Source organism: Microbacterium sp. NPDC060132, assembly GCF_042729675.1.
Taxonomy (GTDB): Bacteria; Actinomycetota; Actinomycetes; order Actinomycetales; family Microbacteriaceae; genus Microbacterium; species Microbacterium sufflavum.
This window is the reverse complement of sequence record NZ_JBHWXU010000001.1, coordinates 3,243,566-3,262,788: the sequence shown is the minus strand read 5'-3', so window position 1 is coordinate 3,262,788 and position 19,223 is coordinate 3,243,566. Positions and strand designations below refer to the sequence as shown.

Genomic DNA, 19,223 nt, shown 5'->3' with positions numbered 1-19,223 from the left:
CGACGCCGCGCGCGACCGCGGACCGCGGTCAACCGACCGGCATGATGAGGTCGGTGCGCAGGTCCTCCGGCGCCGTGTCCGGGTCGGAGACGTACACCTCGATCCAGACGCCGCGCGGATGGAGGCCCGCCTCCGCCGCCCGTGCGACCAGAGCCGCCCATCCGGCCCCGAGACCGTCGTAGGAGCCGAGGACGGTGGTCGCCACCGCGGATCCGGACGGAAGCGTGGATGCGACGATGGCGGTGCCGTCACCGGTGGCGAGGGGGTCGGACGGCGAGGCCTGCACGGGGAACCCGAGCTCGAGATCGAACACGCCCATCGGGTCGCCGTGGTAGATCGCCAGTGCCGGACCGGCGGGAAGCAGCGTGCCGGCGGCGAACGCGTCGCCGATGGCACGATACCCGGAGTCGAAGGCGTCACGGAGATCGGCGAGACGGAGCGCCTCGTGGCGGATGACCGCGAGCGGGACGGGGTCGAGGTCGAGCCGGTCGGCAGGGCCGAACGGGGCGTCGGAGAAGGCGTTCATGTGCTCAGGGTGCCACGGGTCAGCCGTCGAGTCCACGGCGCTTCAGGAGGGGCGCGATCTCGGCGTCGCGGCCGCGGAAGTCGCGATACGCCTCCAGGGGGTCCTTCGACCCGCCGACCCCGAGCAGACGCTCCCGGAAGCGGTCGCCGTTCTCGCGGGTGAGGCCCCCGTTCTCCCGGAACCACTCGACCGTGTCGGCGTCGAGCACCTCGCTCCAGATGTACGAGTAGTACCCCGCGCTGTAACCGCCGGAGAACACGTGCGCGAAGTACGTCGACGAATACCGCGTCGGCACGGCGGGGTCGTCGAGCCCGATGTCTGCCAGTGCCGCGGCCTCGAACGCCGCGACGTCGTCCACGTCGTCGTCGACGGAGAGCCGATGCCAGGCCTGGTCGAGCCAGGCGGCGGCCAGATACTCGCTCGTCGCGTGTCCCTGATCGAAGGTCTCGGTCGCCCGGAGGCGGTCGACGATCGCGGGGTCGAGCGGCTCTCCCGTCTCGTGGTGGCGGGCGTAGTTGTCCAGGACCTCGGGCCAGAGGATCCACATCTCGTTGACCTGACTCGGGAACTCGACGACGTCGCGGAACACGTTGGTGCCGGCGAAATGGGGGTACGTCACCGTCGCGAACAGACCGTGCAGGGCGTGCCCGAACTCGTGGAACAGCGTCGTCACCTCATCGAGCGTCAGCAGCGTGGGCTCTCCCTCTCCGGGCTGGGGGACGTTGAGGTTGTTGACCACGACGGGCGCGCTGCCGCGGAGTCGTGACTGGCTGACGATCGCGTTCATCCAGGCGCCGCCGCGCTTGGAGTCGCGGGTGTAGAGGTCGAGCACGTAGAGGCCGAGCGGGGAACCGTCGGCGTTACGCACCTCGAACACCCGGGCCCCGGGGTGGTAGGCGACCAGGTCGTCGCGCTCGCGGAAGGTGACTCCGTACAGCCGGGTCGCCGCGAAGAACACGCCGTCCTGCAGCACGCGCTCCGCCTCGAACCAGGGGCGCAGCGCAGCCATGTCGATGTCGTAGCGGGCCGTACGCACCTTCTCGGTGTAGAACGCCCAGTCGTGCGCCTCGACCGGGAAGGGAGCGGGCTCCGACTCGTCGACCAGCGCCTGGAGCGCCGCGCGCTCGGCGCGCGCGTTGCGGGCCGACGGAGCAGCCAGCCGGCGCAGCATCCGTTCGACCGCCTCGGGAGAGCCCGCCGTCTCGTCGGCTGTGACGTATGCGGCGTGCGAGGGGTGCCCGAGAAGCGCGGCGCGCTCGGCCCGCAGACGCACGATCTCGCGCAGGACCGGACGGTTGTCGTTCGCGTTGTCGCGCGAGCCCCGGGCGCGCGACGCGGCCAGGACGCGCCGCCGGGACTCCCGGACGCGGAGGCGGGCCAGGGCGGGATGGCCGGTGAACAGCGGCAGGGTGAGGAGGTACCGGCCGTCGAGCCCGCGGTCGGCGGCGGCGCGGGCGGCCGCGGAGAGCTCGCCCTGGCTGAGGCCGTCGAGTTCGGCCGCGGAGTCGAACACCACGGCGAGGTCGTTCGTGTCGCTCAGCAGGTTGCGCTCGAAGGTGTTGGTGAGGACGGACAGGCGCTGGTTGAGGGTCGTGAGCTCCGCCTTGGCCGCGTCGTCGAGGCCCGCGCCCGCGTGCGTCATCTCGCGGTGGTACCGCTCCACGAGGTAGCGCTGCTCGGGGTCGAGGGACAGAGCGTCGCGCTGCTCGTGCACGCGTTCGACGCGCCAGAAGAGCGCCGCGTCGAGGGTGATCGCGTCCTGGTGGGCGGCCATGAGCGGCGCGAGCTGCTCGTCGATCTCCTGGATCTCCGGTGTCGCGTCGGCCGAGCTGACCGTGTAGAACGTGTGCGCCACGCGGTCGAGCAGCTCCCCGGACCGCTCGAGCGCCTCGATCGTGTTCTCGAACGTGGGCATCGATCGCACCCGCGTGATGTTCGCGACCTCGGCGAGCTGCGCCGCGAACCCGGCCTGGAACGCCGGGAGGTAGTGCTCGGCGCGGATCGCCCGGTAGTCCGGCAGTCCGAAGGGAAGGGACGACGGCTGGAGGAGCGGGTTCGTGGCGTCGGTCATTCCCCGAGCCTAACGACCCGTGCCGTGCGCATCGTCGGCCTCGGTGCGCAGTCCGATCATCACGGCGCGCAGCGCGTCGACGACCACGCGGACGGACCGCCGGCGCAGGTTCTCCGGCCGCGCCAGGACGTCGATCATGCGGTGCGTGCTCACGCCACGCAGCGGGATGCGCACGATGTCACGGTCGTCGACGCTGCGCGACGTGAAGCGCGGCAGCATGCCGAGCACCCCGCCCGCGGCGACGACGGCGGACACGGCGCCGTAGTCGTTGATGCGGTGGAGCACGTCGACCGGGCGCCCCGCGACGGCCGACACGGCGCGCAGCACGTCGTCGGGGGAGTAGCCGGTGCGGCTGGTCACCCAGCGCTCTGCCGCGACGTCGGCGGGCTTCAGGCTCGACCGCGTGGCGAGGGGATGATCGGCGGCGACCGCCACGTCGAGCGGCTCGCGCACAAGCGTGACACTGCGCACACCCGCCGTGGGCCACGGATCGGAGTGCTCCATGCGATGCGCGAGCACCAGGTCGTACCGGGAGGTGAGGGCGGGGAACTCGCTCTGGGCGACGTCTTCGTCGGTGAGCTGCACGGTGGGCGCGGCATCCAGCGCGGACAGCTCACGCAGCAGCGGCCCGAACAGCGCCTGCCCGACGCTGTGGAAGCCGCTGAGGCTCACCACGCCCGTCGCCGCCTCCTCGAAGTCGTCGAGGGCGTGCCTCGCGGCGGCCATCGCGTCGATCGCCTCGGTGCCCGCCGCGGCCAGGACCTCTCCGGCCGCAGTAAGCACGAGCGAGCGTCCCTCGCGACGGGTGAGCGGTGTGGGGAACGCCCGCTGGAGGGCGGCGAGCTGCTGCGACACCGCGGACGGCGTGACGCGCAGGGCCTCGGCGACCGCGGTCACACTCCCGAGGGCGCCGAGCTCGCGGAGGATCTGCAACTGGTGGAGCTCCATCGCGATAGTTTAGCCAGAACTACAGGGACGATGCAGGATCTGCCGATTGTTCTACAGCGATGGATGCGCTGAGATCGAAGACATGAAGGCTTTGTTCAAGGAGGAGCCGGGCGCCGGACTCACCCTCGTCGACCGCCCCGAACCGACGGCCGGACCGGGAGACGTGGTCATCCGCGTGCTGCGGACGGGTATCTGCGGCACCGACCTGCACATCCACCGCTGGGACGACTGGGCGGCCTCCGCCATCTCGACCCCGCTCATCCCCGGACACGAGTTCTACGGGGAGGTCGTGGAGGTCGGGCCCCTGGTGCACGACATCGTCGTCGGGGACCGCGTCTCCGGAGAGGGGCACATCGTGTGCGGCACCTGCCGGAACTGTCGCGCGGGGCGCCGGCAGATGTGCATCCGCACGATCGGTCTCGGGCTGCAGCGCGACGGGGCGTTCGCGGAGTACCTGTCGCTGCCTGCCGCGAACGTCTGGGTGCACCACGCCGACGTGACCCCGGAACTCGGGGCCGTCTTCGACCCCCTCGGCAACGCCGTGCACACGGCCCTGACGTATCCGCTGGTCGGTGAGGACGTGCTGGTGACCGGGTGCGGCCCGATCGGCCTCATGGCGATCGCGGTGGCGCGGCACGCCGGTGCGCGTTTCATCGCCGCGACCGATGTGAGCGCACCGCGGTTGGAGATGGCGCGGCGCATGGGCGCGGACGAGGTGGTCGACGTGTCGCAGCGCGACGTGCGCGACGCCCAGCGCGTGCTCGGCATGCGCGAGGGCTTCGACATCGGCTTCGAGATGAGCGGCGCGGCGTCGGCCCTCCCGGCCATGATCGACAACATGAACCACGGCGGACGGATCGCGATGCTCGGGCTGCCGAGCGCCGGCTTCGAGATCGACTGGGGCAAGCTCGTCACGCACATGCTCACGATCAAGGGCATCTACGGCCGCGAGATGTTCGAGACGTGGAACGCCATGGGCGCGATGCTGCAGACCAGCGCCGCGCTGCGCGAGGCGATCGGCCGCGTGATCGCCGACGTCGTGCCGGCGCGCGAGTGGGAGCGCGGCTTCGCGGCCGCGGAATCGGCGGGAACGGGCAAGATCATCCTCGACTGGACGGAGCTGTGATGTACGGAGACTTCAAGACTCATGTGGCGGCGGAGCTCGCCGGGATCGAGGAGGCCGGGCTCACCAAGCGCGAGCGCGGCATCCGCGGACCGCAGAGCGCGGAGATCACGGCCGACGGGACGCCCGTGCTGAACTTCTGCGCCAACAACTACCTCGGCCTCGCGGACGACCCCCGGATCCTCGCGTCGGCCACCGCCGCGCTGCAGGAGTGGGGATACGGGCTCGCGAGCGTCCGCTTCATCTGCGGCACCCAGGAGCAGCATCTGGAGCTGGAGCGGCGCCTGGCGGACTTCCTCGGGACGGACGACGCGATCCTCTACTCGTCGTGCTTCGACGCGAACGGCGGGGTGTTCGAGACGCTCTTCTCGGCGGAGGACGCGATCATCTCGGACGAGCTCAACCACGCGTCGATCATCGACGGGATCCGACTCTCCAAGGCGCGTCGCCTGCGCTACCGCAACCGCGACATGGCCGACCTGGAGGAGCAGCTGCGGGCGGCGGCCGATGCCCGGTTCCGGGTGGTCGTGACCGACGGCGTGTTCTCGATGGACGGCTACATCGCGCCGCTGGCCGAGATCTGCGACCTGGCCGAGCGCTACGACGCGCTGGTGTTCGTGGACGATTCCCACGCCGTCGGGTTCGTGGGCGAGCACGGCCGCGGCACTCCGGAGCTGTGCGGGGTGTCGGACCGCGTCGACATCTACACCGGCACGTTCGGCAAGGCGCTCGGCGGCGCCTCGGGCGGGTACGTGGCCTCCCACGCCGACATCGTGGCACTGCTGCGACAGCGGTCGCGCCCCTACCTGTTCTCGAACACGCTGGCCCCCGCGATCGTGGCGGGAACCCTGACGGCGCTCGACCTCGTCGAGGGATCCGCCGAGCTGCGGGCGCGACTGCGCGAGAACGCGGCGCTGTTCCGGCGCCGGATGACCGAGGAGGGGTTCGAGCTGCTGCCGGGGGAGCACCCGATCGTCCCGGTGATGTTCGGCGATGCGGCGAAGACGGCGCGGATCGCCCAGGCCATGCAGGAGCGGGGCATCTACGTGACCGCGTTCAGCTTCCCCGTCGTCCCGCGCGGGCTCGCGCGCATCCGCGTGCAGCTGTCCGCCGCACACACGCCGGAGCAGGTGGAGGAGTGCGTCGCCGCGTTCGTGGCGGCGCGTGACGCGGTGGGCTGACGGGAGCGGATCCGGATGCAAAGAAACTCTTGCAAAGAATCGTTTGCAAGGGTATCTTTGCATTCATGACCGAACAGACCCAGGTGCGAACGCTCGACGCCGGAGCGCTGAAGGCCCTCGCCCACCCGCTTCGCGTGAAGATCTTCGACCTGCTCGCCTCGCGCGGCCCCCAGACCGCGAGCTCCCTCGCCGCGCTCGTGGGGGAGACCTCGGGTTCCACGAGCTATCACCTGCGCGCCCTCGCCGCGCACGACCTCATCCGCGAGGTCGAGGGCCGCGGCACCGCCAGGGAGCGCTGGTGGGAGCGGCCGAAGGGGCGCATCGACGTACCGGGCCCGGACGACATGACCTCGCCCGCGAACCGCGCCGCCGCGCAGATCGTGACCTCCGAGTTCTTCCGGCTGCGGCACGAGACGCTGATGTCGTACCTGAACCGACCGGCGTCCGAGGTTCCCGACGGGTGGGGTGACGTGGGCATCACGCTCACCACGCACCTCGACGTGACCCCCGCCCAGGCTCTCGCCCTGCGCTCGGAGCTGGAGGCCGTCATCGAGTCGGCGATCGAGCGGTACCGCGGCCAGACCGGGCCGGACGTGCGGCGGGTGTCGGTGCGCGCCGAGCTGTTCGATCTGCCGACGCCGCCGTCCGCGGCGGGGGCGGCCGAGCCGGGGTCCGCATCATGACCGCCGCCACGCTGCATCTCTCCGCCCCCACGCGCACGGAGCGGGGGCTGCTGCGCCTCGCCGACCGCCTCACCGGACTCGTCGAGCATCGCGTGGCCGAGCGCGCGCGGCGCCGCCAGCTCGCCCTCGACCTGCTGGCGGAGCAGCAGGCTCGCCGCCACGACCCGCACGCCGTGGACCACCTGCTCGCCCAGCTCGGGGCGCCGCGCCGCTGACGGCCCCTGCCACGGACGCGAGAGCCCCGGATCCGCAGAGGATCCGGGGCTCTCGTCGCACGGGGGCTGCTCAGTCCTCGAACGGACGCGCCACCACCTCGCCGGACGCCGTCTGCACGACCTCCCAGCCCGCGTCGAGCTCGGCGAGCGCCCGGCCCTCCAGCCAGGTGAGCGTCCAGTGTCCGGTGAGCCCGCGGGCCTCGACCTCGGCGATCGCGGGGCGCAGCGCCTCCGGGACCGACGCGGGCGGCTGCGTGCCGGTGGCCCAGCGGGTGCCGAGCTGCATCACGACGCCTCGACCGGGGCGAGCTCGATCGCGGTCACCGCGAACTCCTCGGCCTCGGTGAACTCGAGCTCGGCGATGCGGCCGACCGCGCGGAGGTCGTCGGCGGCGGCGCGCAGCGCGTCGAGCTTCGCGGCAGGGGCGGCGATCGCCGCGCGCGACACCGGGGTCTTCTGCGACGCCTTCGCCTCGGTCTTCGCACGACGGATGCCGATCAGGGCCTCGCTCGCGGCGGCCAGCACCGCGGCGTCGCCCTCGATGCCCAGCGGCTCCGGCCACGCGGCGGTGTGCACGGAACCCTGCTCGAACCACGACCACGCCTCCTCGGTCGCGAACGACAGCACGGGCGCGAGCAGACGCAGGAGCGTGGACAGCGCCAGGCGCAGCGCCAGTGCCGCCGACGCCTGTCCCACGTCGTTCTGGTTGTACGCCCGCTCCTTCACCAGCTCCAGGTAGTCGTCGCAGAACGTCCAGAAGAACGCCTCGGTGAGCTCGAGCGCGCGCGCGGCGTCGTAGCGGTCGAACGCCGCGGTCGCCTCCGCCACCACGGCGTCGAGGGCCGTGAGCATCGAGGCGTCCAGCGCGTGGGTGACCTGCGCCCCCTCCGGCACCGGGAACGACAGCACGAACTTCGCGGCGTTGAGCACCTTGATGGCCAGGCGCCGCCCGATCTTCACCTGGGTCGGATTCTGCGGGTCGAACGCGGCGTCCATGCCCAGTCGGCTGGAGGCCGCCCAGTACCGCACCGCGTCGGAGCCGTGCGCGTCGAGCACGTCGGCCGGGGTGACCACGTTGCCCTTCGACTTCGACATCTTCTTGCGGTCCGGGTCGACGATGAAGCCGGAGATCGCGGCGTTCTTCCACGGGGCCCTGCCGTCCTCCAGCGTGGAACGCAGCATGGTGGAGAACAGCCAGGTGCGGATGATGTCCTGCCCCTGCGGACGCAGGTCGAACGGGGCCGTGAGCTGCCACAGCTCCTCGTCGCGCTGCCAGCCGCCGGCGAGCTGCGGCGTGAGCGACGACGTGGCCCACGTGTCGAGGATGTCGGCCTCGGCGTCGAACCCGCCCGGCACGCCGCGCTGGTCTTCCGTGTACCCGGCCGGCACGTCGGTGGTCGGGTCGATCGGCAGGCTCGCGGTGTCGGGGACGAGCACGCGGTCGTAGTCGCGGTCGCCGTTCTCATCCAGCGCGTACCAGAGGGGGATCGGCACGCCGAAGAAGCGCTGCCGGGACACGAGCCAGTCGCCGGTGAGACCGCCGACCCAGTTCTCGTACCGCACGCGCATGAAGTCGGGGTGCCACGCGAGCTCCTGCCCGTGCGCGAGTAGCTGGTCACGCAGCTCGCCGTCGCGGGCGCCGTTGCGGATGTACCACTGGCGCGTGGACACGATCTCGAGCGGACGGTCGCCCTTCTCGAAGAACTTCACGGCGTGCTGGAAGGGCTTGCCGACCGCGGTCAGGTCGCCCGTCTCCTGCAGCTTCTCGACGATCGCCTTGCGGGCGCTGAACACGGTCTTGCCGGCGACCTCGGCCGCGTACCAGGCGCGGGCGTCGGCGTCGGCCACGAGAGACGGAGCCTCCGGGAGGAACCGGCCGTCGAGGCCGATCGTGGTCATGTTCGGCAGGTCGCGACCATCGGTCGTGCGCAGCTCGCGCCACCAGACGATGTCGGTCACGTCGCCGAAGGTGCACACCATGGCGGCACCGGTGCCCTTGTCGGGCTGGGCGAGGTGGTGACCGTGGATCTCGATCTCGGCACCGAAGAACGGGGTGCGCACCTTCGTGCCGATCAGGTGCTTGTGCGGGCCCTCGGGGTGGGTCACGATCGCGATGCACGCGGGGAGGAGCTCCGGACGCGTGGTGTCGATCGCGATCGAGCCGGAGCCGTCCGCGAAGGGGAACTCGATCGTGTGATACGCGGCCTGCTGGTCGCGGTCCTCCAGCTCGGCCTGCGCGATGGCGGAGCGGAAGTCGATGTCCCACAGCGTCGGCGCGAGGGCCTGGTAAGCCTCGCCCCGGTCGATGTTGCGCAGGAACGCGAGCTGGCTCTGGCGGATCGTGTCGTCGGAGATCGTGCGGTAGGTCTGCGTCCAGTCCACGCTCAGGCCGAGCTGCCGGAACAGTGCCTCGAACTGCTTCTCATCCTCGATCGTGAGGCGCTCGCACAGCTCGATGAAGTTGCGCCGGCTGATGGGCTGCTGGTCGGCCGCACGGCTGGACTTGTTGTCTCCGCCCTCGAACGGCGGGGTGAAGTCGGGGTCGTAGGGGAGCGAGGGGTCGCAGCGCACGCCGTAGTAGTTCTGCACGCGGCGCTCGGTGGGCAGGCCGTTGTCGTCCCAGCCCATCGGGTAGAACACGGTCTTGCCGCGCATCCGCTCGTACCGCGCCTTGACGTCGGTGTGGGTGTACGAGAACACGTGCCCGATGTGCAGGCTGCCCGAGGCGGTGGGCGGCGGGGTGTCGATCGAGTACACGCCCTCACGGCCGAGTTCCGCGGCGCGCAGACGGTCGAACAGGTAGGTGCCCTGCTCCGCCCAGGCGGCGTCCCACTTCGCTTCGAGACCTTCGAGTGCGGGCTTGTCAGGGATGGCGGACATGGAGGTCTCCTCGAGCGATGTATGCGGCACTGTGTGAGCGTGCCTGAGTGTGGGTGGTGCCGCCCAGTCTACCGAGCGTGCGGGCGGGTCGCTCGACCGCGGCGGGCACTCGGCGCGGCGCGGACCCGCACCCGCCGCGACTGGGAGGATCGGAGCATGACATCGCCGTCGTCCTCGTCCACCCGTCCCCGGCTCGCCGACCTCGGCGTCGCGCCCGGAGCCTTCGCGCGCGGTGCGGAGAACGCGATCACCGACGTGCCCGGGGTGCGGGTCGGCCACGCCACGCTGCACGGCGACGGTCTGCACACGGGGGTCACGGCGATCGTGCCGGACGCGCTCACCGCGCGGCGCCGCAGCCTTCCCGCGAACCTCTCCGTGGGCAACGGCTACGGCAAGCTCGTCGGTGCCACGCAGCTGCGCGAGCTCGGCGCGCTGGAGACGCCGATCCTCCTCACGTCGACCCTGTCGGTGTTCCGCGTGGCCGACGCGCTGCTCGGGCACCTGCTGGCGACACCCGCGCACGCGCACACGACGACGCTGAACCCGGTGGTGGGGGAGACGAACGACGGGTTCCTCTCGGACATCCGTCGGCGGGCCGTGGGCGAGGAGCAGGTGGTCGCGGCACTGGAGGCGGCGGCGTCCGGTCCCGTCGCGGAGGGCTGTGTCGGTGCGGGTGCCGGGACGGTCGCCCTCGGCTACAAGGGCGGCATCGGCACGGCGTCACGGGTGGTCGACGTGGCCGGAACCCCGTGCACGGTCGGCGCGCTCGTGCAGACGAACTTCAGTGGCACGCTGCGCATCGCCGGGGTGCCCCTGCCCGCGGAGGAGCTGCTCACGGACGACCCTGCGGAGCCGGTCGGGAACTCCTGCATGATCGTCGTCGCCACCGATGCGCCGGTCGACGGCCGCCAGCTCGGGCGCGTGGCCAACCGCGCCGTGTTCGCGATGCGGGGCGTCGGTGCCGACTACGCGCAGGGCAGCGGCGACTACGCCATCGCGTTCTCCGTGCACGACCCGGCGACGGGCGGGCTCGCGGCGGACGACGAGCTCTCGCCGCTGTTCGCCGCGACGATGGACGCGGTCGAGGAGGCGCTGATCAACTCCGTGCTGGCCGCCGAGACCACCGTGGGCCCCGAGGGGCGGACGGCGCACGCGGTGCCGATCGATCGGGTGCGCGAGCGCCTGGCGCGCGCCGGGGTCGTCTGACCGGCGGGGGGGAAACGTCGCCGTGGAGGACGGACGCGCGACGTGTCGCGGCAACCGCGCCCGGATGTCGTGCGGTGCGAGCGGTGCTCAGTCGGCGAGCGCGGCGTGGATGCCCTCGCCGATCCGGCGCATGGCCGCGAGCACCGGGCCGCGGCCGTCCGCACCGCTGTTCCAGGTGGCCAGCACGGCGTAGGCGATGCGCCGGGTGGGGGACATGACGAGGCCCGTGTCGGCGCGGACCCGCGAGATCGTCCCGGTCTTGTTCAGCAGCCACACGCCACGGTCGAAACCCCAGTGCGCGAGCGGGTCGAGCTCGAACGCCGAGGCGACCATCGACAGGTCCATGCCTGCACCGAGCCACCGCCGCAGCGTGTCGGCCGACGCGGGCGAGAGATCGGCGCCGTCGGCGAGCCGCGACATGAAGCGCACGAGCTCCGCGGCGTTCGCGTGCGACAGCGTCCGGGGAGCGCCGGGCGGGATCGGCCACCGCACGATGTCGTCGAGCGCGGAGGCGGTGTAGCCGAGCGCGCGGGTGTGCTCCTGCACCACGGGGATGCCGATCACGCGGCCCAGGGTGTTGGTGGCGGCGTTGTCGCTCACCGCGCCGATCAGCGCCGCCACGTCGTACAGCGACAGCTCGTCGGCCTGCAGCAGGTACCACAGCCCCGAGTCCTCGATGGCCTCCACGGGGCGCCGGGTCACGCGCTCTTCCAGCGTGCGGGTGCCCGCGTCGACCTCGGCGAGCAGCCGGTGCAGCAGGAAGATCTTGCCCACGCTCGCGGTGTCCTGCACGGCCTCGGGGTCGTGGCGCAGCAGCACCTCGCCGGTGTCGACGTCCTGCACGAGCACCGACCACACGGTGCCGTTCCCGCTCGGCAGCTCCACGTCGATCGCGCTCATGCGTCCCCTCCGTCGTCGCGCGGGCGTCCGGTCACGTGCGCCCGGATGAGCTCGCCGACCGCGCGCATGCCGTCGAGCACGGGCGCTCGCAGATCGGTGCCCGCGGTCTTCCAGTTCGCCGCGACGGCGTAGGCGACCGCGCCCTCCGGGCCGCGCAGCAGTCCGACGTCCACCCGCGCGAAGCCCACGCTGCCGGTCTTGTGACGCAGCACCAGGCCCTGGTACTCGGCCTCGACGTGCGCGAGGGGGTCGAGCAGGAACGCGTCGGCGGCCATCGACGTGTCGGTGTCGGCGGCCAGCCAGTCCAGCACGCGCGCACTCACGGCGGGGGAGAAGACCTCGCCGGCGCCGAGCCGCCGCATCACGTCGGACAGCTCGGCCGCGGTGCCGAACGACGGCGTCCACGGCAGGTCGGGCGTGCGCTCGTTGCGGATGTAGTCGTGCAGCGCGGTGTCGCGGTAGCCGAGCTCCGGGGCGACCGCGCGGACGGCGTCGAGTCCGCAGAGGTGGAGGAGCGCGTTCGTGGCGAGGTTGTCGCTCACGGCGCCGACGAGGAGTGCCGCGTCGTGCACGGTGACGCGCTGGTCGTGCATCCGGTACAGCAGCCCCGAGTCCTCGACACGGTGCTCGTCGGGGATGTCGATGCGCGCGTCCGCCGCGAGCGTCCCGTCCTCCAGCCGCCGGGCGACCTCGATGAGCAGGAAGATCTTGCCGATGCTCGCGGTCTCGCACTGCACGTCCGGGTCGTGCTCGGCCAGGGTCGCCCCGGTGTCCGCGTCGAGCAGCCGGACGGACCAGGTCGCCCGGGGGTCGAGCGGGGGGAGGGCGATCATGCCGGCAGCCCGACCGTGAGGCGCGGCTCGTCCCCGGTCGCGTCGAGCACCCCGTCCACGCCGAGCGGGATCGTGAGCGCGTGCGGGTCGTGGCCGAAGCCCTGCTCCCACAGCACCGGCACCCCGCGGTCTTGGAACTCGTCGCGCATCAGGGCGTGCACGAGCTCGAGGTCGCCGCACTCGTGCCAGGAGCCCAGCACGATGCCCGAGGCCTGGGCGAGCCGCCCGGCCCGGCGCAGCTGCGTCACGAAGCCGTCCAGCCGGTACGGCTCCTCCGTGATGTCCTCCAGGAACAGGATGCCCGGGGCGGCGACGGCGGCCTCCGGCGCCCCCAGTCCCGCCGCCAGGAGGCTGAGGTTGCCGCCGGTGAAGCGTCCCTCCGCCCGGCCCCGCGTCATGATCTCGGTCTTCGGGCCGATGAGCTCGCGTCCGCGCCAGGGCTCGAACAGCCAGCGCTGCACGTCGTCGCGCACGGTCGGCGAATCGCGGAACACGTTGTTGCCCGCCATCGGACAGAACAGCGTGGCGACGCCGAGGTGCGCGCGCCAGGTCTCGTGCAGCGCGGTCACGTCGGACGAGCCGGTGAGCAGCTTCGGCCGTCCGTCGCGCCGGAGGGCTCCGCGCCGCATGGCCGCCCAGTCGATGCCGTCGAGCAGCCGCAGGGCGCCGTAGCCGCCGCGGGCCGTGACGACCGCGTCGACCTCGGGGTCCAGCCAGGCGGCCACGAGGTCGGCGCGGCGCAGGTCGTCGGGGCCGGCGAGGTAGGAGGCGCGCGGGTGCGGCGTGAGCACGTGCTCTCCCACCCTCACGTTCAGGCCCCACGACTCGTAGTAGTCGACGGCGCGCTGCGTGTTCTCCTCGTTGCCGGGGCCCGAGGGCGACACGATCGCCACGGTGTCGCCCGGTCGCAGCGGCGCGGAGTCCAGGTAGGGCGAGTCCGTGCCGATCGCGGTGCCCTCCATCGTGTCGGTCATGCGGTCCTCTCCTCGATGCGCGGTGCCGCAGAGAGCAGGTGCCGCGTGTACTCGTGCTGCGGGTTCAGCAGCACCTCCTCCGTGGGGCCGTGCTCCACGATCTGCCCGTGGTACATGACGGCGACCGTGTGGGCGATGTTCCATGCGAGCCCGAGGTCGTGCGTGATGACGAGCGCCGAGAGCCCGAGGCGGCGGCGCAGGTCGAGCAGCAGTCCCAGGATCTCGCCGCGCACCGAGGCGTCGAGCGAGGCGACGGGTTCGTCGGCGATCAGCATCTGCGGCTGCACGGCCAGGGCCCCGGCGATCACGACGCGCTGCCGCTGACCGCCGCTGAGCTCCTGCGGGATCGCGCCGAAGTACTGCTCGGGCGGCGTCAGCTCGGCGTCGGCGAGGCTCTGCGCCACGCGCTCGCGCTCGTCTCCGGGGTAGCGCTGCACGCGCAGGCCCTCGGCGACCGACTCGTACACGCTGTGCTTGGGGTTGAGCGCCGCCCACGGGTCCTGCAGCACCAGCTGCACCTGCGAGCGGAACTGCGCGAGCGCCCGGCCCTTCGCCGCGATCGGAGAGCCCTCGAACAGGATCTGCGACCCCGGGTCGGCGGGCTGCAGTCCCATGAGGGCGCGGGCGAGGGTCGACTTGCCCGAGCCGGACTGGCCGACCAGCGCCACGATCTCGCCGCGCCGCACCGCGAGGTCGACGTCGCGCACCGCGTGCACGGGGCGGCCGCCCGAGCGGTAGGTGACGTTGAGGCCCTTCGCCTCCAGCAGCACCTCGTCGCCGTGGACGATCTCCGGCACGTCGTCGGCGTCGCGTCCGTGCCGGGTCACCGGCGCCATGCGGGAGGCGGGGTCGCCGATGGTGGGGAACGCGTCGGCGAGCTGGCGCGTGTACGCCTGCTCGGGCGTCGTGCACACCGCGTAGCTCTCGCCGACCTCGACCAGCTCGCCGTTGCGCATGATCGCGATGCGGTCGCACGCGGTCGCGAGCACCGACAGGTCGTGGCTGATCATCAGCATCGAGATGCCGCGCTCGGCGACCAGCCGGGAGATCATGTCGAGGATCTGCTTCTGCACGATCACGTCGAGCGCGGTGGTGGGCTCGTCCGCGATGATCACCTCGGGGTCGCACGCGAGAGCCATCGCGATCATGACGCGCTGCCGCTGCCCGCCGGAGAGCTCGTGCGGATACGCCTCGCCCTTCTGCGGCGGAAGGTCGACGACGTCGAGCAGCTCGCGCACCCGTTCCTTCCGCGCCTTCTCGGTCTTCCAGCGATCGGAGGCGTGCAGCTCCAGCGCCTCGTTCAGCTGCCATGCGACCGTGCGCACCGGGTTCAGCGAGTGCATCGCGCCCTGGAACACGATGGAGGTCTGCGCCCACCGCACGGCGCGCAGCTGTCCGAACGACAGCGTCGCCACGTCCTGGTCGCCCAGCAGCACGCGTCCGCTGAGTCGGGCGTTGCGGGGGAGCAGGCGCAGCACGCTCATCGCGAGGGTGCTCTTGCCCGACCCCGACTCGCCGGCGATGCCGAGGGTCTGCCCGGCGGGGAGGGTGAGGGAGACGTTGCGCACCGCGGCGACCTCGTCGCGGCCGGAGCGGCCGGAGGTGCGGTAGGTGATGGAGACGTCGTCGAAGATCAGGTCGGGCATCTCAGCGGCTCCTCAGCGTCGGGTTGGTGATGTTCTCGACCGCGCGGCCCATCACGGTGAAGGCCAGCACCACGAGCACGATCGCGATACCGGGCACGAGCACGTACCACCAGTAGCCGCTGGTCGCGGCGGAGACGTCCATCGCGTTCTTCAGGATCGAGCCCCAGGACTGCAGGGTCGTGTCGCCGAGGCCGAGGAACGCCAGCGTCGACTCGGAGATGATCGCGGAGCCGACCGTGAGGGTCGTGTTCGCGAGCACGAGCGGCAGCACCCCGGGCAGCAGGTGCTTGAGGATGATGTGCCAGTGGCCGGCGCCGAGCGCCCGGGAGCGCTCGATGTAGTCGCGCGACTCGACCGACAGCGTCTGCGCGCGCACCACGCGGGCCGTGCCCGCCCAGGAGGTGAGGCCGATGGCGATGATGATCGTCCACACTCCGCGGCTCAGCACCGACGACAGCACGATCGCGAGGATCAGCGACGGCAGCACCAGGAAGAAGTCGATGATGCGCATCATGAGGCCGCCGAAGAAGCCGGTGAAGTGTCCGGCGGCGATGCCGACGAGCGTGCCGATGATCATCGACATCGCGGTGGCGGCGAGGCCGACGAGCAGCGACACCCTGGCGCCCCACACCATGCGCACCCAGATCTCGCGACCCTGGTGGTCGGTGCCCAGCGGGTGCTCCCACGAGGGCGGGGCGAACCGCTGCACGTCGACGAGCTTCGTCACGTCGAGCATGCTCGCGGGGGCGATGACGGGCGCGAAGATCGCGACGAGCGCCACGATGATGAGGAAGACGAGCCCCACCATGCCGGCGCGGTGGTGCGCGAACTCCCGGCAGAAGCCGGTGAAGGCGACGCCGCGGCGGTGCCATGCCAGGGCGCGGGGCGAACGGATGGTCGGGGATGCCGTGGTCATGCGCGCCTCACCCTCGGGTCGAGCTGACGGTAGATGAGGTCCGCGATGAGGTTCATCACGATGATGATCGTGGAGAACACCACGAAGGTGCCCTGCAGGAGCGGGAGGTCGGGGCCGGAGATCGCCTCGAACGTGAGCTTGCCGAGGCCGGGCCAGGAGAACACCGTCTCCACGGTCACGGCTCCCGCGATCAGGCCGCCGATGTGCATGAACACGAGGGTGACGGTGGGAAGCAGCGCGTTCGGCACGGCGTGGCGGCGGCGCACGAGGTCTTCGCGGAGGCCCTTGGCGCGTGCGGTGGTGAGGTAGTCGGCGCCCATCTCCTCCAGGAGCGAGCTGCGCATCACCATGAGGTACTGCGCGTACACCACGGCGACCATCGTGATCACCGGCAGCACCATGTGCGAGATCACGTCGAGCACGATGCCCACCGGGTCGGTCGGCGGGTTGGGAGACACCATGCCGCCGGTGGGGAACCAGTGCAGCGTGCCGCCGAAGATCATCAGCAGCAGCAGGGCCAGCCAGAACGTCGGCACCGACCAGAACACGAGCGAGGTGCCGGAGACGATGCGGTCGAAGGTGGAGCCGTGCTTCCACGCCGCCTTCTGGCCGAGCCACAGGCCGAGCGCGATCGCGATCACCGCCGCGGTCCCGGTGAGCAGGATCGTGTTCCAGAAGTACTGGCCGATCAGCTCGGACACCGACGTGCGGTACACGTAGCTCGTGCCGAAGTTGAGGGTGAAGACGTTGCCGAGGTAGTCGAAGAACTGCTGCCACAGCGGCTTGTTCAGGCCGAGCTGCTCACGCAGCTGGTCGGCCTGCTCGGCGCTCATGCCGCGTTCGCGGGCGATCGAGGCGACCGGGTCGCCGGGCAGGATCTTGAAGGCGAAGAATCCGAGGAGAATCACCATCGCGAGGCTGATGGCCGCGCCGCCGAGCTTGCCGAGGATGTACCGGAGGGCGCCGACGCCGGTCGGCTGCTCTTCGGCGGCCGCGCTCGTGGCGATGGCCGAGGTGGAGGGGGGTACCGCGTTGGACATGGGGGTCTCCTTGCTGCGGAGCCGGAGACGTCGCGGGGGCGGGCTATCGCCGCCCGCGACGTCTCGCGGGGCTCATTCGACGTCGGCGATGTTGCGGCGTCGGATCAGGAAGAAGACCAGGGCGCCCACGACGATCACTCCCACGACGACTCCGCCGATGATGAGGCCCGTGTTGGTGCCCGTGCCGCCGGCCGTCGCGCCCTCGACCGGCTCCACGGTCAGGTAGCCCCAGTAGCCGGCCTGGTTGGCGATGATGCCGCCGTCCTTGGGCTGCAGGGTGAACCCGGTGAAGCGGTCGGAGCGGTACGCCTCGAGCGAGTTGGCGTACCAGGTGGCCACCTGCGCGGTGTCGGTGTAGTTCAGCGCGAGCATGTCGTGCACGATCTCCTGCCGCTTCTCCTCGTCGATCTCGGAGCGCTGCTGGGCGTACATCTCGTCGAACTCGGGGTTGCAGTAGCCGTCCTGCGTGGTGCCGCCGGTGCCGTCGGTCGCGGTCGGCAGGTTCATGCAGGTGTTGATGCCGAGCTGGTAGTCGGGGTCGGGGTTGACCGACCAGCCGCTGAAGTACAGGTCGTAGTCGCCGGACGTGGCCTTCGCGCTGATGGTGTCGGAGTCGGTGGACTCGACCGTGATCTCGATGCCGATGTCCTTCATCCACGGCACGAAGAAGTCGGAGATGGACTGCTCGTTCGCGTCGTCGGCATCGATCAGCAGGCGCAGCGCGAGACGCTGCCCGTCCTTCTCGCGGATGCCGTCGGCCCCGGGCGTCCAGCCGGCCTCGTCGAGCTTCGCCTGCGCGGCCTCGGGGTCGAAGCCGACGATCACGTCGTCGTCCTCTGACAGGTGCCACTTCGGGAAGGACGCGGGGATGAAGCTCGTCGCCAGCGTGCCCTCGCCGTCGAGCACCTTGTCGAGCAGGGTCGCGGTGTCGGTGCCGAGGCGGATGGCCTGGCGCACCTCGAGCTCCTTGAGCGCGGCGTTGCCGGTGCCGTAGGGGACGTTGTCGCGGGTCTGCTGGCCCACGTTGATGCTGATCGAGTGGTAGCGGCGGCCCTCACCGGAGTGGGTGGTGACGCCGTCGACGCCGTCGAGCGCCTCGAACTGGGTGGGGGTGAGACCGGTGACGAGGTCGACGTCGCCCGCCTTGAGGGCCTGCACCTGCGCGTCGGAGTTCGTGTAGTACACGTACTGGATCGCGTCGATCTTGGGGGCGCCGCGCCAGAAGTTCTCGTTCGCCTTCAGGGTGATGGACTGGTTGGCGGAGTAGCTGTCGAGCACGAACGGGCCGGAGCCGACGACCTCGGAGTCGTTGGCGAACGTGGTCGGGTCGTCGACCTTCTCCCAGATGTGCTTCGGCACGATCGGGATCTCGGAGCCGGGGTTCGGGGCCTGCGGGGTCTTCAGGGTGATGACGACGGTCTTGTCGTCGGGCGTCTCGACCGTGTCGAAGTTCGACACCAGGTTGCCGTTGGCGGTGCCCAGCGCGGGCACCGTGAGCATCTGGTCGTACGTGTACTTCACGTCGGCGGAGGTGATCGGCTCGCCGTCGGACCACACCAGGTCGTCCTGCAGCGTGAAGGTCCAGGTCTGGCCCCCGTCGGTGGCCTCCCACGAGTCCGCCAGACCCTTGGTCGGGGAGCCGTCCTCGGCGTCGTTCTGCACGAGCGACTCGTACACGTACCGGATGATGTTGGTCGGCGTGAGGTAGATCGAGATGAACGGGTTGAACGTGTCGACGAACCCGGACGTCGCGATGCGCAGCGTGGTGTCCGATGCGGGGGATTCGGTGGCGGCGCTCGCGGTCTGCGCCTGGGCGGCACCGACCGGCGCGGCGACGAGAAGCGCGGTCGCGATCGCGGCGGCGGTCAGACTTCGCACTGATTTCGAGCGGGGGGCAAGACGCATGGAAGAAGTCCCTTCGGGCGCCGCCCGGATCCACGATGAAGCCGGGTCGGTGGAGACCATGCAAGCGGAAGTCGGGCCCGGGGTCAAGAGATTCGATGCGTATCGCGGAAGAAAAACTGCGGTCGTGGAGAAGACCCCCCGGCGCCGTTCGGGTGTAACACGGCGGAAACACGGGG

17 protein-coding genes are annotated in these 19,223 nt (G+C 71.2%); 5 read left to right on the top strand and 12 right to left on the bottom strand.

Annotated features, from left to right (window positions below; translation table 11 throughout):
* Positions 1–28: 28 nt before the first annotated feature.
* Genes ACFWCH_RS15785 through ACFWCH_RS15775 form a run of 3 tightly spaced genes read right to left on the bottom strand, consistent with a single transcriptional unit; the run spans position 29 to position 3,545 of the window.
* A complete protein-coding gene (locus ACFWCH_RS15785; protein WP_247638936.1) occupies positions 29–526 on the bottom strand; it encodes a GyrI-like domain-containing protein in 498 nt (165 codons plus the stop codon).
* 19 nt (positions 527–545) lie between these two features.
* Positions 546–2,597 (bottom strand): M3 family metallopeptidase, encoded by a 2,052-nt coding sequence (locus ACFWCH_RS15780; RefSeq protein WP_378803790.1) that lies wholly within the window; start codon positions 2,595–2,597, stop codon positions 546–548.
* A gap of 9 nt (positions 2,598–2,606) precedes the next feature.
* Positions 2,607–3,545, bottom strand: a complete 939-nt coding sequence (locus ACFWCH_RS15775) for a LysR family transcriptional regulator (RefSeq protein ID WP_378803789.1) — start codon at positions 3,543–3,545, stop codon at positions 2,607–2,609.
* Between the two features lie 82 nt (positions 3,546–3,627).
* Here ACFWCH_RS15775 and tdh point away from each other — a divergent pair, with 82 nt between their 5' ends.
* The 4 genes from tdh to ACFWCH_RS15755 all read left to right on the top strand — a co-directional run bounded on the left by tdh (position 3,628) and on the right by ACFWCH_RS15755 (position 6,747).
* Positions 3,628–4,671: an L-threonine 3-dehydrogenase gene (gene tdh, locus ACFWCH_RS15770; RefSeq protein WP_136030898.1), complete on the top strand. Its 1,044-nt coding sequence runs from the start codon at positions 3,628–3,630 to the stop codon at positions 4,669–4,671.
* Positions 4,671–5,849 carry a glycine C-acetyltransferase gene (locus ACFWCH_RS15765; protein WP_136035433.1) on the top strand — a complete coding sequence of 393 codons (1,179 nt, stop codon included), beginning with the start codon at positions 4,671–4,673 and terminating at the stop codon, positions 5,847–5,849. The genes tdh and ACFWCH_RS15765 overlap by 1 nt, the downstream gene beginning before the upstream one ends.
* Before the next feature lie 65 nt (positions 5,850–5,914).
* Positions 5,915–6,532: a helix-turn-helix domain-containing protein gene (locus ACFWCH_RS15760; protein WP_366626618.1), complete on the top strand. Its 618-nt coding sequence runs from the start codon at positions 5,915–5,917 to the stop codon at positions 6,530–6,532.
* Entirely contained in the window at positions 6,529–6,747 is a 219-nt protein-coding gene (locus tag ACFWCH_RS15755; protein WP_136030905.1) for a hypothetical protein, read from the top strand. Before ACFWCH_RS15760 ends, ACFWCH_RS15755 begins: the two co-directional genes overlap by 4 nt.
* A gap of 70 nt (positions 6,748–6,817) precedes the next feature.
* Here ACFWCH_RS15755 and ACFWCH_RS15750 read toward each other — a convergent pair whose 3' ends face one another.
* Together ACFWCH_RS15750 and valS are read right to left on the bottom strand one after the other, a co-directional pair.
* Positions 6,818–7,033 (bottom strand): hypothetical protein, encoded by a 216-nt coding sequence (locus ACFWCH_RS15750; RefSeq protein WP_136030907.1) that lies wholly within the window; start codon positions 7,031–7,033, stop codon positions 6,818–6,820.
* Positions 7,033–9,627: a valine--tRNA ligase gene (gene valS, locus ACFWCH_RS15745; protein ID WP_247638940.1), complete on the bottom strand. Its 2,595-nt coding sequence runs from the start codon at positions 9,625–9,627 to the stop codon at positions 7,033–7,035. The genes ACFWCH_RS15750 and valS overlap by 1 nt, the downstream gene beginning before the upstream one ends.
* 156 nt (positions 9,628–9,783) lie before the next feature.
* Here valS and ACFWCH_RS15740 point away from each other — a divergent pair, with 156 nt between their 5' ends.
* Positions 9,784–10,833 carry a P1 family peptidase gene (locus tag ACFWCH_RS15740; protein WP_206251091.1) on the top strand — a complete coding sequence of 350 codons (1,050 nt, stop codon included), beginning with the start codon at positions 9,784–9,786 and terminating at the stop codon, positions 10,831–10,833.
* Between the two features lie 87 nt (positions 10,834–10,920).
* Here ACFWCH_RS15740 and ACFWCH_RS15735 read toward each other — a convergent pair whose 3' ends face one another.
* The 7 genes from ACFWCH_RS15735 to ACFWCH_RS15705 form a co-directional block, all read right to left on the bottom strand.
* Complete coding sequence (locus tag ACFWCH_RS15735; RefSeq protein ID WP_136035491.1) at positions 10,921–11,733, bottom strand: serine hydrolase; 813 nt, start codon at positions 11,731–11,733, stop codon at positions 10,921–10,923.
* Positions 11,730–12,566 carry a serine hydrolase gene (locus ACFWCH_RS15730; RefSeq protein ID WP_136030915.1) on the bottom strand — a complete coding sequence of 279 codons (837 nt, stop codon included), beginning with the start codon at positions 12,564–12,566 and terminating at the stop codon, positions 11,730–11,732. The genes ACFWCH_RS15735 and ACFWCH_RS15730 overlap by 4 nt, the downstream gene beginning before the upstream one ends.
* Complete coding sequence (locus ACFWCH_RS15725) at positions 12,563–13,540, bottom strand: LD-carboxypeptidase (RefSeq protein WP_240744545.1); 978 nt, start codon at positions 13,538–13,540, stop codon at positions 12,563–12,565. Before ACFWCH_RS15725 ends, ACFWCH_RS15730 begins: the two co-directional genes overlap by 4 nt.
* The gene (locus ACFWCH_RS15720; RefSeq protein WP_136030917.1) at positions 13,537–15,186 is read right to left on the bottom strand and encodes an ABC transporter ATP-binding protein; all 1,650 of its coding nucleotides are present in this window, start codon (positions 15,184–15,186) and stop codon (positions 13,537–13,539) included. Before ACFWCH_RS15720 ends, ACFWCH_RS15725 begins: the two co-directional genes overlap by 4 nt.
* A gap of 1 nt (position 15,187) precedes the next feature.
* Positions 15,188–16,102 (bottom strand): ABC transporter permease, encoded by a 915-nt coding sequence (locus ACFWCH_RS15715; protein ID WP_136030919.1) that lies wholly within the window; start codon positions 16,100–16,102, stop codon positions 15,188–15,190.
* A complete protein-coding gene (locus ACFWCH_RS15710; protein WP_136035442.1) occupies positions 16,099–17,142 on the bottom strand; it encodes an ABC transporter permease in 1,044 nt (347 codons plus the stop codon). The genes ACFWCH_RS15715 and ACFWCH_RS15710 overlap by 4 nt, the downstream gene beginning before the upstream one ends.
* Positions 17,143–17,214: 72 nt before the next feature.
* Positions 17,215–19,020 carry an ABC transporter substrate-binding protein gene (locus ACFWCH_RS15705; protein ID WP_240745286.1) on the bottom strand — a complete coding sequence of 602 codons (1,806 nt, stop codon included), beginning with the start codon at positions 19,018–19,020 and terminating at the stop codon, positions 17,215–17,217.
* Positions 19,021–19,223: the final 203 nt, after the last annotated feature.